The 14,263-nt window shown below is 72.2% G+C and carries 18 protein-coding genes; 1 reads left to right on the forward strand and 17 read right to left on the reverse strand.

Going from position 1 to position 14,263, the window contains the following annotated elements:
* The first annotated feature begins 295 nt into the window (after positions 1-295).
* The gene (locus tag ACZ7D7_RS27495; protein ID WP_470827726.1) at positions 296-748 is read left to right on the forward strand and encodes a murein hydrolase activator EnvC family protein; all 453 of its coding nucleotides are present in this window, start codon (positions 296-298) and stop codon (positions 746-748) included.
* Positions 749-818: 70 nt separating this feature from the next.
* Here ACZ7D7_RS27495 and ACZ7D7_RS27500 read toward each other — a convergent pair whose 3' ends face one another.
* From ACZ7D7_RS27500 to ACZ7D7_RS27580, 17 genes are all read right to left on the reverse strand, one after another.
* Positions 819-1,376: a TetR/AcrR family transcriptional regulator gene (locus ACZ7D7_RS27500; protein ID WP_470827917.1), complete on the reverse strand. Its 558-nt coding sequence runs from the start codon at positions 1,374-1,376 to the stop codon at positions 819-821.
* 127 nt (positions 1,377-1,503) lie between these two features.
* A complete protein-coding gene (gene whiG, locus ACZ7D7_RS27505) occupies positions 1,504-2,346 on the reverse strand; it encodes an RNA polymerase sigma factor WhiG (protein ID WP_470827728.1) in 843 nt (280 codons plus the stop codon).
* A gap of 270 nt (positions 2,347-2,616) precedes the next feature.
* Entirely contained in the window at positions 2,617-3,777 is a 1,161-nt protein-coding gene (dprA, locus tag ACZ7D7_RS27510; RefSeq protein WP_470827729.1) for a DNA-processing protein DprA, read from the reverse strand.
* Positions 3,774-5,399 (reverse strand): YifB family Mg chelatase-like AAA ATPase, encoded by a 1,626-nt coding sequence (locus ACZ7D7_RS27515; RefSeq protein WP_470827730.1) that lies wholly within the window; start codon positions 5,397-5,399, stop codon positions 3,774-3,776. Before ACZ7D7_RS27515 ends, dprA begins: the two co-directional genes overlap by 4 nt.
* On the reverse strand, positions 5,399-5,761 hold the full coding sequence (locus ACZ7D7_RS27520) for a YraN family protein (protein WP_470827732.1): 363 nt from the start codon (positions 5,759-5,761) through the stop codon (positions 5,399-5,401). Before ACZ7D7_RS27520 ends, ACZ7D7_RS27515 begins: the two co-directional genes overlap by 1 nt.
* Before the next feature lie 198 nt (positions 5,762-5,959).
* On the reverse strand, positions 5,960-6,268 hold the full coding sequence (locus ACZ7D7_RS27525; protein WP_003993268.1) for a DUF2469 domain-containing protein: 309 nt from the start codon (positions 6,266-6,268) through the stop codon (positions 5,960-5,962).
* A 56-nt stretch (positions 6,269-6,324) separates the two neighbouring features.
* Positions 6,325-6,861 (reverse strand): NUDIX hydrolase, encoded by a 537-nt coding sequence (locus tag ACZ7D7_RS27530; protein WP_470827733.1) that lies wholly within the window; start codon positions 6,859-6,861, stop codon positions 6,325-6,327.
* Positions 6,851-7,627 (reverse strand): signal peptidase I, encoded by a 777-nt coding sequence (gene lepB, locus ACZ7D7_RS27535; protein WP_470827735.1) that lies wholly within the window; start codon positions 7,625-7,627, stop codon positions 6,851-6,853. Before lepB (ACZ7D7_RS27535) ends, ACZ7D7_RS27530 begins: the two co-directional genes overlap by 11 nt.
* 251 nt (positions 7,628-7,878) lie before the next feature.
* A complete protein-coding gene (gene lepB / locus ACZ7D7_RS27540) occupies positions 7,879-8,715 on the reverse strand; it encodes a signal peptidase I (RefSeq protein ID WP_470827736.1) in 837 nt (278 codons plus the stop codon).
* The gene (lepB, locus tag ACZ7D7_RS27545) at positions 8,660-9,865 is read right to left on the reverse strand and encodes a signal peptidase I (RefSeq protein WP_470827737.1); all 1,206 of its coding nucleotides are present in this window, start codon (positions 9,863-9,865) and stop codon (positions 8,660-8,662) included. Before lepB (ACZ7D7_RS27545) ends, lepB (ACZ7D7_RS27540) begins: the two co-directional genes overlap by 56 nt.
* Complete coding sequence (gene lepB / locus ACZ7D7_RS27550) at positions 9,858-10,574, reverse strand: signal peptidase I (protein WP_470827739.1); 717 nt, start codon at positions 10,572-10,574, stop codon at positions 9,858-9,860. Before lepB (ACZ7D7_RS27550) ends, lepB (ACZ7D7_RS27545) begins: the two co-directional genes overlap by 8 nt.
* Before the next feature lie 45 nt (positions 10,575-10,619).
* Positions 10,620-10,970 (reverse strand): 50S ribosomal protein L19, encoded by a 351-nt coding sequence (gene rplS / locus ACZ7D7_RS27555; RefSeq protein WP_470827740.1) that lies wholly within the window; start codon positions 10,968-10,970, stop codon positions 10,620-10,622.
* Positions 10,971-11,105: 135 nt separating this feature from the next.
* A complete protein-coding gene (gene trmD, locus ACZ7D7_RS27560; protein ID WP_470827741.1) occupies positions 11,106-11,939 on the reverse strand; it encodes a tRNA (guanosine(37)-N1)-methyltransferase TrmD in 834 nt (277 codons plus the stop codon).
* Positions 11,939-12,529 carry a ribosome maturation factor RimM gene (gene rimM, locus ACZ7D7_RS27565; RefSeq protein ID WP_470827742.1) on the reverse strand — a complete coding sequence of 197 codons (591 nt, stop codon included), beginning with the start codon at positions 12,527-12,529 and terminating at the stop codon, positions 11,939-11,941. Before rimM ends, trmD begins: the two co-directional genes overlap by 1 nt.
* Before the next feature lie 82 nt (positions 12,530-12,611).
* On the reverse strand, positions 12,612-12,851 hold the full coding sequence (locus ACZ7D7_RS27570) for an RNA-binding protein (protein ID WP_003973401.1): 240 nt from the start codon (positions 12,849-12,851) through the stop codon (positions 12,612-12,614).
* 2 nt (positions 12,852-12,853) lie between these two features.
* The gene (rpsP, locus tag ACZ7D7_RS27575; RefSeq protein ID WP_279551342.1) at positions 12,854-13,273 is read right to left on the reverse strand and encodes a 30S ribosomal protein S16; all 420 of its coding nucleotides are present in this window, start codon (positions 13,271-13,273) and stop codon (positions 12,854-12,856) included.
* A 275-nt stretch (positions 13,274-13,548) separates the two neighbouring features.
* Positions 13,549-14,151 carry a hypothetical protein gene (locus ACZ7D7_RS27580; RefSeq protein WP_470827744.1) on the reverse strand — a complete coding sequence of 201 codons (603 nt, stop codon included), beginning with the start codon at positions 14,149-14,151 and terminating at the stop codon, positions 13,549-13,551.
* Positions 14,152-14,263: the final 112 nt, after the last annotated feature.

Here is a 14,263-nt window from a genome sequence, read left to right on the forward strand (position 1 = left end):
CTGGGCGGGGGCCGCAGGGACGGGGACGGGATGGGCGAGGGCGGCATGGGCGAGTGGCCCGGCGGGGGTGCAGGCGCCGGTGCGGGTCGCTCCGTCCGCGCATGGGCGGACGCCGGCAGACACGGGGACGGCAGACAAGGGGACCGCGGACGAGGGGACCGCAGACACGGCGACGACGACGGCGCTTACGTCACCGCCGTCCCCGGCCCCGACCCCGGCAGCGCCCGACTCGCCCCGGCCGGACCCGGCAGCCCCGCCCGGCCCGGACAATCGGGGCGACCCGGGAGTACCCGCCGTGGCCCGGGTCTGGCCGGTGGGCCCGCGCCCCACGGTCCTGCGCGGCTGGGACCCGCCCGCCACGCCGTACGGCCGTGGCCACCGGGGCGTGGACCTGGCGTCCCCGGTGGGCGTGCCCGTACGGGCCGTCGCCCCGGGCCGGGTGTCCTTCGCGGGCCGGGTGGCCGGACGCGGAGTGGTGTCGGTGGAGCTGGCGGGCACGGGCTCTCCCCCGCTGCGCACGACGTACGAGCCCGTGCTGCCGTCGGTGCGGCAGGGCACCGAGGTCGCGGCCGGCGAAGTCCTGGGCACGCTGGACCGGTCCGCCCACTGCGGCGGGCCCGCGTGCCTGCACTGGGGCCTGCGCAGAGGCGAGGCGTACCTGAACCCGCTGCCGCTCCTCCCGCCCTGGCTGGCGGGGGACGCGCCGCCGAGGCTCCTGCCGGTGCTCGGAGTGCCTCTACCGGAGTAACGCGGAGGCCCAGGCCCTCGACGTCCGGCGTCCGGGCATCAGCGCCGGGCGCCCGGCGCTCGGACGCCCGTCAGCCGCGCACGCCCCGCAGCACCATCGACACCGCCGCCTCCGTCACGACGTCCGGCTCCTCCGCCGCCCCCAGTTCGATGCGCCGCACCGCCGCGTCGACGATCCCCTGGAGCAGCATCGCCGCCAGCCGCGGCTCCGCGTGGCCCAACTCCCCCAGTGCCTCGACGATCATGGCGATCAGCCCGCCGTGCGCCGCCCGGATCTTCTCCCGCGCCCCGGCGTCCAGTTCGCTCGCGGAGATCGCCACGACGGCCCGGTGCCGCCGGTCCCCGACGAGTTCGAGCTGCTTGCGGACGTACGCCTCGATCTTGGCCTCGGCCTCGTCGGCCTGGCCCATCGCCGCCTCGACCTCGGCCGCCCAGAGGGGGAAGTCGACCTGGCACAGCTCCTCGACCACGGCGGCACGCGAGCGGAAGTACTCGTACACGGACGAGCGCGCGAGCCCCGTGCGCTCGGCGAGGGCCGGGAAGGTCAGCGCCTCCGTCCCGCCCTCGGACAGCAGGGAGCGTGCCGCGTCCAGCAGGGCGGCTCGCTGCATCGACCGGTGCTCGGCCACGGAGGCCGCTCGAATCCTTGGCACGCCGTCCAGCTTACGGAGGGACCACCCCCGGCGGGAGACTCACCGGCCATGCTGTCCTCTTCCGGCAGCCGGCCGGCACTCGACGACCGAGGGGGCCGGCCCGTCAGCGGCCGAAACTCGCCAGCTTCGCCCGCAACTGCAGCACCGACTTGGTGTGGATCTGGCTGACACGGCTCTCGGTCACACCCAGGACGTTGCCGATCTCGGCGAGCGTGAGGCCCTCGTAGTAGTAGAGCGTGACGACGGTCTTCTCCCGGTCGGGCAGCGTGTTGATCGCCCGCGCGAGGAATCTCCGCAGCTCCCGGTCCTCGGCCACCTCGACCGGGTTGTCGGCGGCGGTGTCCTCCAGCGTGTCCATGAGGCTGAGCCGGTCGCCGCCCTCACCGCCGACGTGCAGCAGCTCCTCCAGCGCGACCACGTTGGCCAGGGACAACTGGCTGAAAACCGCGTGCAGTTCGTCCACCGCGATGCCCATCTCGGTGGCGACCTCGGTCTCCGAGGGCGTCCGCCGCAGCCGCGCCTCCAGGGTCGCGTAGGCGCGTTCGACGTTGCGCGCCTTCTGCCGCACCGAGCGCGGGATCCAGTCGAGCGCCCGCAGTTCGTCGATCATGGCGCCGCGGATCCGGGTGATCGCGTACGTCTCGAACTTGATCTCCCGGTCGATGTCGAACTTCTCGATCGCGTCGATCAGTCCGAACACGCCGGACGAGACGAAGTCGGCCTGTTCCACATTGGGAGGCAGGCCGACGCTGACCCGTCCCGCGACGTACTTCACGAGCGGCGAGTAGTGGAGGATGAGCTGCTCCCGCAGCCGCTCGTCCCCGGTCGCCTTGTACGACCGCCACAGTTCGTCGAGCGTCGAGGGAGCGGGCGGCCGCACGCTGCCACCGTCGCGGGCGGCTGGGGGGATGGCCGCCCGGTCGGACCCGGAGGTGTGCTGGGGCATTCGTCGCCTTGTGCCGTTCTGCTGTGGAGTGGTGGTACCTGGGTGAGCTGTCGCTCTGATGTCGAGTTGCCTTCTGCGTCGGAATCCTCGTGAGCGTAGCGTGACTGAAGTGTCGCGGTGTGCGAAGGCGGCCGCGGCGGGGGTGCGCAGATACGTTCCGCAAGGCGCTCCCCGGGGTCACGGTGATCGCTGTGCGTGATTTCCGCGATGCGCCAACTGCGGCAATTCCCAAGGGTGTCGGCGTTCCCCCGGACGGCCGAACACGCTGTGTCAGGAGCGGCGCGGGCCGCCGCGGACCGAGATCACGGCCTGGCGTGTCAACTTCCAGCTGTCGTCATGTCGTTCGACGTATCCAAGTGCTCGCAGTTCGTACAGTCTCGCGATGGCGTCGTCCTCGGTCGTCTGCGCGCCGCGCGCGATCTCGGCCGCCGTGGCGCCGCGGCGTGCGGGCAGGGCGGCGAGGACCTGGCGGGCGCGGGGTTCCAGCAGGTCACGGGGCAGTACGGGGCCCCGCCGGTCGGGTGCGAGGTCGCCGATGTCGCCGACCATTTCGATGACGTCCGCGGCGTCGGTGACGAGGACGGCGTCCCCGCGCAGGAGTTCGTGCACGCCCGCCGAGAGGCCGCTGGTGGCCGGTCCGGGTACCCCTATCGTGTGGCGCCCGAGCCGCTGGGCGGCGCGCGCGGTGACGAGTGAGCCGCTGCGGTGTGCGGCCTCCACGACGACGGTGCCGCGGGTGAGTGCGGCGATCACGCGGTTGCGCAGCACGAACCTGCTCGGCGTCGGATGCTCACCCGGCGCCAACTCGCCCACGACCAGTCCCTGTTCGGCGATTCTGTTGATCAGTTGGGTGTGGCCGCGCGGATAGGGGCGGTCGACGCCGCAGGCCAGGACGGCGACGGTGGCGCCGCCGGCGCCGAGAGCGCCCCGGTGGGCGGCGCCGTCGACGCCGTAGGCCCCGCCGGAGACGACGACCCAGCCGCGTCCCGCCAGGTCGGCGGCGAGGCTCGCGGCCATGTGGGCGCCGTACTCGGTGCAGGCGCGGGCGCCGACGACGGCGACGGACTTCAGCGCCCACATCCGCAGGCTGGGCCGGCCCCGCACCCACAGCCCCAGGGGGCGGGCGTCACCGAGGTCGTCGAGCTGGCCGGGCCACTCGGCCTCGCCGGGTCGCACGAAGCGCACGCCTGCCTCACCGGCCACGGCGAGGTCCCGGCGGGGGTCGGCCTGCCCGGCCCGCGCGAGCAGCCCCGCCCAGCGCCTCCCGCTCACCCCAGGCAAGGGCGGCGCCCCCTGCCGCAGTCTCCGCGCCACCTCCCCCGCCCCGAACTCCCGGACCCATCGCCCGCCGATCTCGTCGCCGGGTTCGACGACCCGGGTGAGGAAGACGCGGTCGAGCAGGTCACCGGCCGGGGTGTGCCCGGCGCTCACGTCAGCGCGCCGATGGCCATGGGCACGCCTCGGGGCACGCCGGTGCGCAGTTGCAGCGCGAGGGCGACGTCGGTGGTGTCCGGCCGGTCGTGTCCGACGAGGTCCGCGACGGTCCAGGCGACCCGCAGGACCCGGTCGATGCCCCGGGCGGTGAGCGTGCCGCGCTCCAGGCTCCGCTCGGCCTCGTCCATGGCGCCGGGCGCGGCCGGCCAGCGGCTGCGCAGTTCGCGTCCCGGCACTTCGCTGTTGGTGCGCCAGGGAGTGCCGGCCAGCCGCGCCGTCGCCCGCTCCCGGGCTGCCCGTACCCGGTCGGCCACGGTGGCGGTGGACTCGCCGCGGGTGCCGGGGCTGGCCAGCTCGGAGCGCGTGACGCGGTCCACCTCGACGCGGAGGTCGACGCGGTCGAGCAGTGGGCCGGACAGTCTGGCCTGGTAGCGGCGGATCGCCGAGGGCGGGCACTCGCAGGAGTCGTCCCGCGGGGAGAACCGGCCGCAGGGGCATGGATTGGCGGCGAGCACCATCAGGAACTTCGCCGGGAAGCGCACGACGCCGGCGCTGCGCGCGATGACGACGTAACCCGCTTCGAGGGGCTGGCGCAGGGCGTCGAGCGCGTGACTGCTGAACTCCGGCGCCTCATCGAGGAACAACACTCCTCGGTGGGAGAGCGAGACCGCCCCGGGCCGTGCGATGCCGGGGCCGCCGCCGACCAGGGACTGCATCGTCGCCGAGTGGTGCGGGGCGCAGTAGGGGGCGGTGTCGATCATGGGTTTGCCAGGGGGCAGCAGGCCCGCCACCGAGTGGACCGCGGTCACTTCGAGCGCTTCCTCCCTGCCGAGCGGGGGCAGGACGGCGGGCAGCCGTTCGGCGAGCATCGTCTTTCCGGCGCCCGGTGGGCCTGCGAGGAAGAGGTGGTGTCCACCGGCGGCGGCCACTTCCACGGCCGTGCGTGCCGAGGTCTGGCCCACGACGTCGGCGAGGTCGTGGCCCTGGTCGTGCTGGGCCGCGCCCGCGCTGTGCATACCCGTGGCGGCTCCCGTGCCGGGGACGCGCAGACCGGCGAGGAGCGGGTCGGGGCGGCCCGGTTCGTCCGGTTCCTCGTCGGGCACGGGTTCGTCGGCGAGGACGGCGATCAGTTGCCGCAGGCTGCGGACGCCCAGGACCGACACCCCCGGCACCAGCGAGGCCTCCGCCGCTGCGCACTCCGGCACGACGACCTGTTCGTACCCGGCGTCCGCCGCGGCCAGCACGGCGGGCAGGGTGCCCCGCACCGGCCGCACCCTCCCGTCGAGGCCCAGTTCCCCGATCATCACGATGTCGGCGAGGACGCGGGGGTCGATGCGTTCGGACGCTCCCAGGACCGCTGCGGCTACAGCGAGATCGAAGCCGCTGCCGCTCTTGGGGACGGACGCCGGGCTCAGGCCGACCGTGAGTTTCTTCTGCGGCCAGGTCGCTCCCGAGTTCACCACCGCGGCCCGCACCCGGTCGCGGCTCTCGGAGAGGCTCTTGTCGGGCAGTCCGACCAGCGTGAACGCCGCGACGCCTGGTTCGAGGTCGGCCTGGACCTCCACGACGACGCCCTCGACACCGACGAGGGCCACCGAGCACGTACGGGCGAAACCCATCAGGCCACCCCCCGCGCGTGCTCCACGACGGCCGCGCCGCGCTGCGGGAGCAGCACGCCGACCAGGTCGATGCGGACGCCTCCCGGCGGTGCTCCGCCGTGGGTGTGGATCCAGCGCTCGGCGAGCTGCCGCAGCCGCGCCGCCTTCTCCGGGGACACCGCGGCCATGGGGTGCTCGAAGGCGCCTCCCCTGCGGGTCTTCACCTCGCACACCACGAGGACGTCCCCGTCCCGGGCCACGATGTCGATCTCACCGGTCCTGCCGCAGCGCCAGTTGCGCTCCAGGACCGTCATGCCGGCCTCGGTCAGCCGCCGCGCGGCCAGACTCTCGCCGTACTTGCCCATCGCACCTCGTGCGTTCATGTCGGCACCACCTCCGGCGCCAACAGTGCGGGCGGCTCAGCGAGCCTGGTGATCTTGGTGGACGGACCACCGCGATGTGGAAAACTCCATCACCCGTGTGGGGGAACTGCGGGCCTCTGCCGAACGCGGACCGCCGGGCGACGGGCGACGGCCGCGCCGGGCGACGGCCACCGGACGACGGACGACGGACGACGGACATCAGCCGCTCGGCAGCTCCAAGTCGCTCTTGTTGAGCTCCTCGATATTCACGTCCTTGAACGTCAGCACCCGGACCTGCTTCACGAAGCGCGCCGGCCGGTACATGTCCCAGACCCAGGCGTCCGCCATGGACACCTCGAAGAACACCTCGCCCTGGACCGAGTGCACCTGCATCTCGTAGTCGTTGGTCAGGTAGAAGCGCCGCTCGGTCTCGATCACGTATTTGAACAGACCGACGACATCGCGGTACTCCCGGTAGAGCTTCAGCTCCATCTCGGTCTCGTACTTCTCGAGGTCCTCGGCGCTCATGGCATGTTCCCCTTCAGCCGTGCGGTCCCACCATTGTGCGCCAGCCCCGGGAACCCCTAGACGATTTCGGTGTCAAGGGTCACGGGTCCGGCCGGAGGACCTTCGTCGAGCAACGTGCGCAGCAGCTCGGCGAGTCTCGTCGGATACACCGTCTCATGTGCCCGGGCCAGTTCCTGACACGTCCACCAGCGCGCTCCGGCGACACTGCGCCGCTCCAGCTCGGTCAGGCCCGGCGCCTGGAGCGCCACCCCGGGCGTACGGGCCGTGCGGGCCAGGTAGTACCACTCGTCCTGGTCCCAGCGGCGTCCGGCGAACGGGAAGGAACACGTCCGACGCCAGAGCACCGGGCCGAGCTCGACCTCGGTGATGCCGGTCTCCTCGGCGAGTTCCCGCAGGGCGGCCTCTTCACGTGTCTCGTCGCCCTCGACACCGCCGCCGGGCGTGAACCACCAGTCGTCGGCCGGATCGTCGGGCTCGTGGCCGTGCAGCAGCAGGATGCGGTCCTGCGGATCGAGCAGGACGACCCGGGCCACCTTGCGCAGCCCGCCCGCGGGGGCGTGGTGGTCGCTCGCGTCCGTCGCCTCAGCGGGCACCGGCCGACTCCGTCCTCGCTCGCGCCCGCGAGGCGGCCCGCCGGTTGGCGAGGGGCCCGTACGCCGCCCCGCCGAGCACCAGCACGGCGCCGCCCAGGACGGCCACGCCCATCGTGCGCAGCGGCCCCGGTGTCGAGAGGCTGCCGAGGGTCTCGAAGCCGGTGGGCCGCTCCAGCATGCCGTTCATGGGCCAGACGACGGCGTCGACGCGGCCCTCGACGGCACTGCGCGCGACGGTGCCGTTCGCGGCGTCCGTGAGGTGGGCGGTGGAGTCGACGGAGTTGCCGCGTTCGTCACCGAGCAGGAACAGCCGGCCCTTGGGCACGGTCACCGTCGGGAAGTTGGCGGCCCCGGCCGCGTCGCCCTCGGCGAGGTACGGCTCGTCGATCACCTTGCCGTTGACCTTGAGCTTGCCGTCCTGACAGCAGGCCACGGTGTCGCCGCCGACGGCGACCACGCGCTTGAGCATCGGCACGTTGGCCCAGGTGGCGTCCTTGAAGACGACGACGTCGCCGCGGCGCACGTCGGCGCCGTCCACGCGCTGGGCGAGCACCCGGTCGCCGGCGCCGATGGAGGGCGTCATCGAGGTGGTGGGCACGGTGTAGGGCCTGTAGACGACCGCTCCCCAGGCGAATCCTCCGAGGAACAGCACCAGGCCCAGCGCCACCGCCAGACCGGACAGGACCTGCCCGGTCCGGCTGCCCGCCGGGCCGCTGTTCGTGCCGCCGCTGCGCGGGGCCGTGCGTGTCGTGCTCTGACCACCCATGGATCCGCACCCTACCCGGCGGTACCTGACCCGGTCAGCCCTTGGGCCGGGACCGGGGCCAGGCTCCACGAGGGCTTCACCGGGCCCGGCACGACCCGGCACGACCCGGCACGACGCGGCACGACCGAGACGGCCCGGCCCGGCACGATCAGCACGGCCCGGCGCCCCGTAGGGTCGCCCGGCCCGACCCCGCGTCGGCCAACACCGGCCGGCTCGGCCGACGTCGGCCCGGCACCGGCGGGGTCAGCGCGTCAGCGGGTCCGCTCCACCGCGAGGCGCTTGCGGCGCCACAGCGCGAGCGGCACGACGCCGACGAGGGCGAGGCCCTGCGGCGCGACCGACAGGGCGGCGGGCGCCGCGGCCGTCAGGTCCTGTTCGAAGGTGTCCGGCACGGGCAGCGTGTCCCAGCGGTTGACCGGCCAGGCCACGACGATGGCCCGTCCGACGACGTCCTTGACCGGGACCATGCCGCCGTTCTTGTCCGACCGGTTGTAGCGGGAGTCGCGGGAGTTCTGCCGGTGGTCGCCCATGACCCAGACGTGGCCCTCGGGAACCTTCACCTTGAACTGGCCGCCCTGGTCGTCCATGCTGCACGGCGTGTTGCCGGGGTAGACGTACGACTCCTCGTTGAGCGCCTTGCCGTTGATCTTGAGCGGGCCGGTGCCCTTGCACTCGACGGTGTCGCCGCCGACCCCGACGACCCGCTTGATCAGGTCCTTCTCCTCGACGGACGGCATCAGGCCGATCCAGCTGAGGAAGTTCTGGAGCGCGTTCGGGTCGGCCGTCGGCTCGCCCGCCAGCCAGTTGTCGGGGTCGTGGAAGACGACGACCTCGCCGCGCTCGGGCTCCGAGCCGAACCACGGGGTGAGCTTGTCCACCAGGACGCGGTCGCCCTGCTGGAGGGTGTTCTGCATCGAGTCGGAGGGGATGGAAAACGCCTGCACCAGGAACGTCTTGATCAGCAGCGCGAGAACCAGCGCGATGCCGACCAGGATGGGCAGCTCCTTCCAGAAGGAGCGGGGCTTCTTCTGCCTACCGGCCGGCCTGTCCGGCCCCTGGTCGTCGGTCCTGGTCTGCTCGCCCGTCACCCTGTCGTCCTCGCCCGCTCCGGAGCCGCTCCCGCCACTCCCGGAGGTCACGGCGCCGCCGGAGGCCTGGACGGCCGACTCCACGGAGCGTCCGCGGTGATCCTCGCCGTCGTGCCCGGACCGTGCGCCTACCGCCACATCCCCCACGCCAACTCCTCACTCCTTGCCGCTGCCTGCCCCATCCGCGACGCAGGCCCACCACTCCCATAACGAGCGGGAGTTCCGCAGGGGTCGGGAGCTGAATCAAACTTTCCGGTTCGATTGCCGGATCTCTTGCCGGGTGGTCAGGTGCAACCCTATGCGACGCCTCGGCGGCGGCGGTCGACGCGGCCCCCGGGTCGGCCACGGAGGCGTACGTTTTCGGCTCGTCGAGGGTGCTCCAGTGGCCCAGCGGCCAGGCGATGACCACGGCCCGGCCGACCACCTCGTCCTCGGAGACGGTGCCACTGTTGCCCTTCCTCTGGTGATAGCGGGAGTCCGCGGAGTTGGAGCGGTGGTCGCCCATCACCCACAGCCGCCCCTCGGGCACGGTGACGTCGAAGGGCGTCGTGGAGGGGGCGTTGCCGGGGAAGAGGTAGTCCTCCTCCAGGGGGACGCCGTTGACGGTGACGCGCCCCTGGGCGTCGCAGCACTTGACGCGGTCGCCGCCGACGCCGACGACGCGCTTGATGAGGTCCTTCTCGTCGTCGGACGGCAGCAGGCCGATGAAGGTCAGGCCCTCCTTGAGCTGCTTGACGACGACGGGGTCGTCCTTCTGCTGCGCGGCCGCTTCGCCCTGGAGCCAGCCGCCGGGGTCGCGGAAGACCACGACGTCGCCCCGGGTCGGCCTGGAGCCGAACCACGGGGTGAGCTTGTCGACCAGGACGCGGTCCCCGATCCGGATCGTCTGCTCCATGGAGCCCGACGGGATCACGAAGGCCTGGACGAGGAACGTCTTGAGCACCAGGGCTATCAGGACGGCGACGCCCACGAGGAGCGGGATCTCCTTGACGGCGGAGCGCCTGCGGCGCCGCTTGACCTTGCGCTGGAGCTTGCGGCGCTCCGCGCGCGTGCGTCCGCCGGCCGGGCCGCTCGCCCGCCGGGTGCCCGTGGGCAGCAGGTTCTCCGCGGGGCTGCTGGGGGCGCCGCGCGGTTTGCCGCGGTTACCCATGGGCGCCCTCCGCGGCCGGCACACGCGCGTAGACGTCGGGACGGACGAGGCGGGTGGCGTGGTCGAAGGGCCACAGGATCCAGTCGGCGCGGCCGAGGACCTCGCCCACGGGGATCATGCCGCCGCCCGGGGAGCCGAGGTGGTCGCGGGAGTCGCTGGAGTCGCTGCGGTGGTCGCCGAGGACGAACAGTCCCCCGTCGGGGACGACGACGTCGAAACGGACCGTCGACGGGCTGTCTCCGGGATGGAGGTATGTCGACTCGTCGACCGACCGGCCGTTCACCTGGAGCCTCCCCTCCTTGTCGCAGCAGACCACGTGGTCTCCCCCCACACCGACAACGCGCTTGATGTACTCCGCGTCCCCGAAATACCCACTTCCGTCGAACACGACAACATCGCCGCGCCGCGGCTCGGCACCGAAACGGTACGCCAACTTATTTACGAGAACGCGGTCCCCGATCCTCAATCCGCGCTCCATGGACCCGCTGGGGATCTCGAAGGGCTGCATCACGAACCTGCTGAACAGCAGCAGGAACAGCAGACAGAGGAACAGGGTGAGGGTGAACCGCCCGCCGGGCAGCCAGTCCGCGAGCCGTGCCACCAACGCGAAGCGCGACCGGTCCTCCGGCCCCGTCGCAGCCGAGGAGTCCTCGGTGTCGGAAGGGCGGGAGGAGCGGTCGCGCTCCGTCGGCTGTGCTTCGGTGTCCATCGGGGCCAGATGCTATCCGGCCCCCGCGCGGACTCCGGCGCGAGATCAGCTCTCGCGCTTCTCCTTGATCTTCGCGGCCTTGCCGCGCAGCTCGCGCAGGTAGTACAGCTTGGCGCGGCGGACGTCACCCTTGGTGACGAGCTCGATCTTCTCGACGATCGGGGTGTGCACCGGGAAGGTGCGCTCGACGCCGACGGAGAAGGAGACCTTGCGGACCGTGAAGGTCTCGCGCACGCCGGCACCCTGGCGGCGGATCACGACGCCCTTGAACTGCTGCACACGGGAGCGGTTGCCCTCGATGACGCGCACGTGGACGTTGACGGTGTCGCCGGGGCGGAAGGCCGGGACGTCGGTGCGCAGCGACGCGGAGTCGACGGAGTCGAGCAGGTGAGACATTTCGTCTGCTTTCTTCGCTGATGCCACAGGTCATCAGCGGCACTAGAGAGATTCGATTCGGGGGTGTGCGCGTCGGAGCGGGCGTCGTGTCCCCCTGTGGCAGGGGCGCACGCCGGACGGACGCACAACAGCGGCCTATTCTTCCACGCCGTCGGTCCTGCGCCAAAATCGGCCGTACGGCTCCCCGTCCGGGTCGGGCGACCAGCCCAGGATGGAGAGCATCTCGCGGTCCTTCTTGTCGAAGGCCTTGGGGTCGCACCGTTCGATGAGGTCGGGCCGGTTGGCGGTCGTGCGGCGCAGCGCCTCGTCGCGGCGCCAGCGGGCGATCTTCCCGTGGTGTCCACTGAGCAGCACGTCGGGGATGCCGCGTCCGCGCCACTCGGGCGGCTTGGTGTAGACGGGGCCCTCCAGCAGGCTCGCCATGGCGCCCGGCGCGAAGGAGTCGTCGCGGTGGGACTCGGCGTTGCCGAGGACGCCGGGCAGCAGCCGGGCGACGGCCTCGGTGACGACGAGGACGGCCGCCTCGCCGCCGGCGAGGACGTAGTCGCCGATGGACACCTCGTAGACCGGCAGGCGGGTGGCGTACTCGTCGACGACGCGGCGGTCGATGCCCTCGTAGCGGGCCGGCGTGAAGATCAGCCAGGGCCGCTCGGAGAGCTCGACGGCGAGTTCCTGGGTGAACGGCCGGCCGCTGGGCGTGGGCACGATGAGGGCGGGCTCGCGCGAGCCGGTCTCGTAGCCGTCGGCGAGGACGGAGTCGAGGGCGTCTCCCCACGGGTCGGTCTTCATGACCATGCCGGGGCCGCCGCCGTACGGGGTGTCGTCGACGGTGTTGTGCCGGTCGTACGTCCAGGAGCGCAGGTCGTGGACGTGCACGTCGAGCTGTCCACGCGCGCGTGCCTTGCCGACGAGGGAGACGTTCAGCGGTTCGAGGTACTCGGGGAAGATCGTGACGACGTCGAGCCGCATTACGCCTCTTTCCCGGCGGAGTCCCCGGTGGAGCCCTCGGTGGAAGCCTCGGCGGAGTCGCGGGCGGAGGCGATCTCGGCGCGGTCGTCGATCAAACCGGGCGGCGGGTCGATGACCGCGCGCTGCTCCTCCAGGTCGACCTCGGTGACGATCTCCTGGACGAACGGGATGAGCACCTCGCTGCCGTCGGGACGCTCGACGACGAACAGGTCCTGCGACGCGAGGTGGGAGATCTCGGTGATGCGGCCGACCTCGGTGCCGTCCACGGTCACCACGTCGAGGTCCATGAGCTGGTGGTCGTAGTACTCGTCCTCGCCCTCGGGCAGTTCCTCGGGGTCGACGTCGGCGATCAGCAGGGTGTTGCGCAGGGCCTCGGCGGCGGTGCGGTCGCGCACGCCCTCGAAGCGCAGCAGGAGACGGCCGCTGTGCACGCGGCCGGTCTCGATGGTGAGCGGGCCGACCGAGGCGGGGTCGGTGGCCAGGACGGCGCCGGGGCCGAGCCTCAGCTCCGGTTCGTCGGTGCGGACCTCGACGGTGACCTCGCCCTTGATGCCGTGGGCACGGCCGATGCGAGCGACTACCAGCTGCACTTTTCTGGATCTCCTGTCATACGACTACGGGCCGGGGACGGCCCACTGGCCCTCCCCGGCCCGAGCCGGTGCTGCGTTTGCGTCAGCGGACGTGGTCCACGTCGACGAGGTCGACGCGGACACCGCGGCCGCCGATGGCGCCCACGACGGTGCGCAGGGCGCGTGCGGTGCGGCCGTTGCGGCCGATCACCTTGCCGAGGTCGTCCGGGTGGACCCGGACCTCGAGCACACGCCCGCGGCGCAGGTTGCGCGAGGCGACCTGCACATCGTCAGGGTTGTCGACGATGCCCTTCACGAGGTGCTCGAGAGCCTCCTCGAGCATGCTCAGGCCTCGGTCGACGCGGACTCAGCGGCGGCCTCGTCCTTCTTCTCAGCCTTCTTCTTCTGGGTGATGGCCTCACCCTTGCCCTCGTCGTCACCGCCGAGAGCCTCGAACGACGGGCGCGCCGGCTTCTCGGCCGGCTGCAGCAGCGGAGCCGGGGCGGGCTCGCCCTTGAACTTCTGCCAGTCGCCGGTCTTCTTCAGGATGGCGAGCACGGGCTCGGTCGGCTGGGCGCCGACGGAGAGCCAGTACGCCACGCGCTCGCTGTCGACCTCCATCACCGACGGGTTGTACGTCGGGTGGTACTTGCCGATCTCCTCGATGGCCCGGCCGTCACGGCGGGTACGGGAGTCGGCGACGACGATGCGGTAGTGGGGCGAACGGATCTTGCCCAGACGCTTCAGCTTGATCTTGACTGCCACGGGAGTGGGTTCTCCTGGATTTGACGTGGTTGGGCACGGCGAGACGGCCGCGTGGGGTTGCGGTACCCGAGTGCCCGATGGACGCGTCAGCCGGAGGAGAGAGGGGTCCTGTGCGGCTGTCGAGTACAGCTAGCCATTGTGCCACACGCCGCGGGTCACGCTTGACCGTGGCCGATTGAGGGCATGCCGGAGGCGCACCCGGCGCCCGTGGACGTCGGGTGCGCGGCACGGCCCCGCCGGAGGCCGACGTACGGCTGCCACGAGCAGCCGCCTCGTCAGCCCGCCGCCGCTCCCACGACCTCCGGGATGCGGAACGGCTTGCCGCAGCCGCCGCACACGATGGGGGCCTGGGCCAGGACCGACGGGACGACCCGGACGTTGCGCCCGCAGTCGCACACCGCCTTGACGCGGACGCCTCCGCCGGAGGAGCCGTGCCGGGCGGCGGGGCCGCGGAAGCTGCGCGCGGTGTCGGACGCCGTCGCCGCCGTGTGGGCCTTCAGGGCCCGCTGGAGACGCTCGATCGTCGGCCGGTAGCGGCGCTTGGCCTCGGGCGTGAGCGAGACCAGGGAGAAGCCGCTGCTGGGGTGCGGTTCCTCGGGGTGGTCCAGGCCCAGCTCCTCGGCGATCGCGAGGAATCTGCGGTTGTGGTAGCGGCCGGCCCGGGAGGTGTCGCGCACTCCGCGGGCGGCGGCGATGCCGTGGACTGCTTCGTGCAGCAGTCGTTCGAAGGAGAGCTCGTGACCGCAGGCGGACGACGACTCCCCGATCAGGGACTCTGGCGCGGCGAGATCGGGCAGCTCGGGGTGGTGCCGCTGAATGTCGGCCCACGCCTCTGCCAGTTCTGCGGCGAGAACAGGTGGTGTCTGTGTCGTGCTCACGTAATGACAACGAGCGGGGGTGCCGCTGTGTTCCTATTCCGGGGCATCTCAAATAATTTGCACGTACCCGTCAGTTGCCACTGATGCTGCCCGACGAGGGCGGGTGCGCTGA

It is taken from the genome of Streptomyces sp. NPDC037054, from assembly GCF_055606745.1.

What these genes read in the sequence shown, in the direction of transcription:
- whiG (WP_470827728.1), bottom strand. Translation starts at nt 2,346, where the DNA reads ATGCCCCAGCACACCTCCGGGTCCGACCGGGCGGCCATCCCCCCAGCC.
- ACZ7D7_RS27515 (WP_470827730.1), bottom strand. Translation starts at nt 5,399, where the DNA reads ATGGGTTTCGCCCGTACGTGCTCGGTGGCCCTCGTCGGTGTCGAGGGC.
- ACZ7D7_RS27520 (WP_470827732.1), bottom strand. Translation starts at nt 5,761, where the DNA reads ATGAACGCACGAGGTGCGATGGGCAAGTACGGCGAGAGTCTGGCCGCG.
- ACZ7D7_RS27525 (WP_003993268.1), bottom strand. Translation starts at nt 6,268, where the DNA reads ATGAGCGCCGAGGACCTCGAGAAGTACGAGACCGAGATGGAGCTGAAG.
- lepB (WP_470827735.1), bottom strand. Translation starts at nt 7,627, where the DNA reads ATGGGTGGTCAGAGCACGACACGCACGGCCCCGCGCAGCGGCGGCACG.
- lepB (WP_470827737.1), bottom strand. Translation starts at nt 9,865, where the DNA reads ATGGGTAACCGCGGCAAACCGCGCGGCGCCCCCAGCAGCCCCGCGGAG.
- lepB (WP_470827739.1), bottom strand. Translation starts at nt 10,574, where the DNA reads ATGGACACCGAAGCACAGCCGACGGAGCGCGACCGCTCCTCCCGCCCT.
- rplS (WP_470827740.1), bottom strand. Translation starts at nt 10,970, where the DNA reads ATGTCTCACCTGCTCGACTCCGTCGACTCCGCGTCGCTGCGCACCGAC.
- trmD (WP_470827741.1), bottom strand. Translation starts at nt 11,939, where the DNA reads ATGCGGCTCGACGTCGTCACGATCTTCCCCGAGTACCTCGAACCGCTG.
- ACZ7D7_RS27570 (WP_003973401.1), bottom strand. Translation starts at nt 12,851, where the DNA reads ATGCTCGAGGAGGCTCTCGAGCACCTCGTGAAGGGCATCGTCGACAAC.